At 61.1% G+C, this 2459-nt stretch carries 1 protein-coding gene and 2 pseudogenes; 1 reads left to right on the top strand and 2 read right to left on the bottom strand.

Annotated features, from left to right (window positions below; genetic code table 11):
- Positions 1-278: pseudogene (locus tag ACFFNA_RS39545) on the bottom strand (IS110 family transposase); the annotation flags it as partial.
- Between the two features lie 88 nt (positions 279-366).
- On the bottom strand, positions 367-1842 hold the full coding sequence (gene ltrA, locus ACFFNA_RS39540) for a group II intron reverse transcriptase/maturase (RefSeq protein ID WP_378925738.1): 1476 nt from the start codon (positions 1840-1842) through the stop codon (positions 367-369).
- Positions 1843-2233: 391 nt separating this feature from the next.
- Here ltrA and ACFFNA_RS39535 point away from each other — a divergent pair.
- A pseudogene (locus tag ACFFNA_RS39535) lies at positions 2234-2311 on the top strand (IS6 family transposase); the annotation flags it as partial.
- Positions 2312-2459: the final 148 nt, after the last annotated feature.

The following is a 2459-nucleotide window of genomic DNA, read 5'->3' as shown; positions in this document are numbered from 1 at the left end:
GGCACGAAGCGCATCGTCGGTCGGCTCATCGCCTCACACAAAGCTTCCGCGTCCGCCGCGTCGTTCTTGCCGCGTTTCACATAAGGTTTCGCCAACTGAGGCGCGATCAATTTCACCTCATGACCGAACGAACTTAACAGCCTCGCCCAATGATGAGAGCCTCCACAGGCTTCGAGTGCGATAGTAGTCGGCGGCGTTTTCTCGAAGAATTTCACCATCTCCCTACGCGAAAGCTTCTTGCGAAGGACTGGTTGCTCGCCTGCGTTGACGCCATGCAATTGGAAAACGCTCTTTTCGCGGTAGGGACGCCCGTTACCGGGCGCCCCCCGCTCAGATCCCGGCGAGCCCAATTAAGGCACCGGGCTCCTACCTTGGGTGTGTGACGGCGAAGCGCACGTCGGGCCATGGATGAAGGATGCGTGGCTTCGGGAGCCAGTGTTCTGTCACTTTTGTGGTCCGGCCCCATGTGAATCCGTCCTTCTGGCTACGCCGCCGAAGCGTGCGCCTCCAGAGTTCTTCCACATGGTGCCGAAACGCGGCTAAAGCGCGCGCGTTTGTCGGCACCGCGAAGTAGGCGAAATGCCCGCTCACGATCTGCCTTAGCCATTTCCCCTGTTCGGGTATGGGCCAGTGCAGCCGACGCCACAGCTCCTCCTTTATGTTCCTGAGCTTCGTCCGCATGCGGTCGCCGCGGGTCTTCCGTTGAAGCTGGAAGCGCCCGCTGCGCGATTTGCCGCAGATGAACGTGAACCCGAGAAACATAAAGGTCTCCGGCTTCCCGAGGCCGCGCCGCTTGCGATTAGCCGCCGCGAAGCGACCAAACTCAATCAGGCGGGTCTTGTCCGGATGGAGCGACAGTTCGAACTCCTCAAGCCTCGCGCGCATCGCATCGAGGAATCGACGGGCGTCGTCCTCGCGCTCGAAGCCGACCACCAGGTCATCGGCATAGCGCACGATGACCATGTCGCCGGCGGCGTCGTGCTGTCGCCAGCGTTTCGCCCACAGATCGAGTACGTAGTGCAGGTAGATATTGCCGAGGAGCGGTGAGATCACCGAGCCTTGACCCGTCCCCTTGTCGTCTACGGTCACGACCCCGTCTTCGAGAATACCTGCCTTCAACCATTTCTGGATCAGGCGGATGATGCGCTTATCGCCGACCCGATGCTCCAGGAAGCGAACCAGCCATTTCTGACTGACCGCCCCGAAAAAGTTTTGGATGTCGGCGTCAATTATCCAGCTCACTTTCCGATGGTCGATCGCGACGCACAGCGCATCCAGCGCATCGTGCGGCCCTCTCCCCGGTCGAAACCCGTAGGAGAAGCCGCAGAAGTCGCCTTCATAGATGGCGTTGAGCACCATGACGGTCGCCCCTTGGACAATCTTGTCTTCCAGAGCTGCGATTGCCAGCGGCCGCTGCTTCCCATCTGCCTTCGGTATAAACGTCCGGCGTGACGGTTGCGGGCGGTACGCTCCCCGTTGGACCCGGGCGTGCAGATCGATGAGCCGGGGCTCAAGCTCTGCCTCGTAGTCCTGCCATGTCATGCCATCCACCCCGGGGGCGGCCTTGCGCCTGAGCGCGTAGAACGCCGTCCGGAGTGCGTCGACAGTGATATGGTGGAAGAGCGCGGTGAACCTGTCCTTCTTCCTCAGCCTTGCGGCTTTCCGTACGCGATCCAGCGACTGGGACATGCGATCCCGGCCCTGTGTCCGGTGCATGCGTTGCTGTTCCGCGTTCCCCTTGGTCCCCGGCCTTCGCTCCACCAACTCCGCCACCGGTCGCCCGGCTTTGTTCGTCGGCTTCACAGCTACTATGCCGAAGTCAGACTTCTCTGGATCGTTCATCAGCGGCTACGACTCCTCGCCTTCCCACTGCGGACCATCCACCCGCAGGACGGGTTGGGTGGCCAATCCAGAGATCTCCCGGTTCCCGTACAAGGAGCTTCCGTGCATGCCAGGGTCTCAGACCACGCCGGGTCGGCTGAGCGCTCGCGTAACGCGCTCAATCGTATTGCCTTCCGGAACGTCAACGCCGTCGGCACCCGGGATTTTGGACTTTCGCGGCTCAATGGCTGGCCTGCACGCTCCCCTACCGACGCTTCGCCGACATCCTCACGGTTGCCTGCGCACGGCTTGGGGCCGATATGGGTTGCTAGCCCTTCATCGGGTTCCGTCGCAAACTTTTCGGAAAGGTCATTGCTGCATGACGGCTGCTCCTGCTTTCCGGGAGTTTGTCATGTTCAAGGGCCGCCATTTTGATCGATCCGTGATCCTGCTGTGCGTACGCTGGTATCTGGCCTACAATCTGAGCCTGCTGTCGATGGGCGGTTGAGAACCGCGTATAGATGGCGCCGAGAAGGAATTGATGCGGAATTCGGCTCGGAGTGGTGCTGAATGACGCTGATGATCTGATTTGGTTGGGGATGAGAGCGCGGGATGCGCCGACAGGAGCCCGGAGGGCG

Origin of the sequence: Mesorhizobium kowhaii (genome assembly GCF_042431665.1) — a bacterium.
Taxonomy (GTDB): domain Bacteria; phylum Pseudomonadota; class Alphaproteobacteria; order Rhizobiales; family Rhizobiaceae; genus Mesorhizobium; species Mesorhizobium kowhaii.
This window is presented reverse-complemented; position numbering and strand designations above follow the sequence as displayed.

Excerpts from the sequence above, each read along its gene's own strand:
- ltrA (WP_378925738.1), bottom strand. The coding sequence starts at position 1,842 with ATGAACGATCCAGAGAAGTCTGACTTCGGCATAGTAGCTGTGAAGCCG.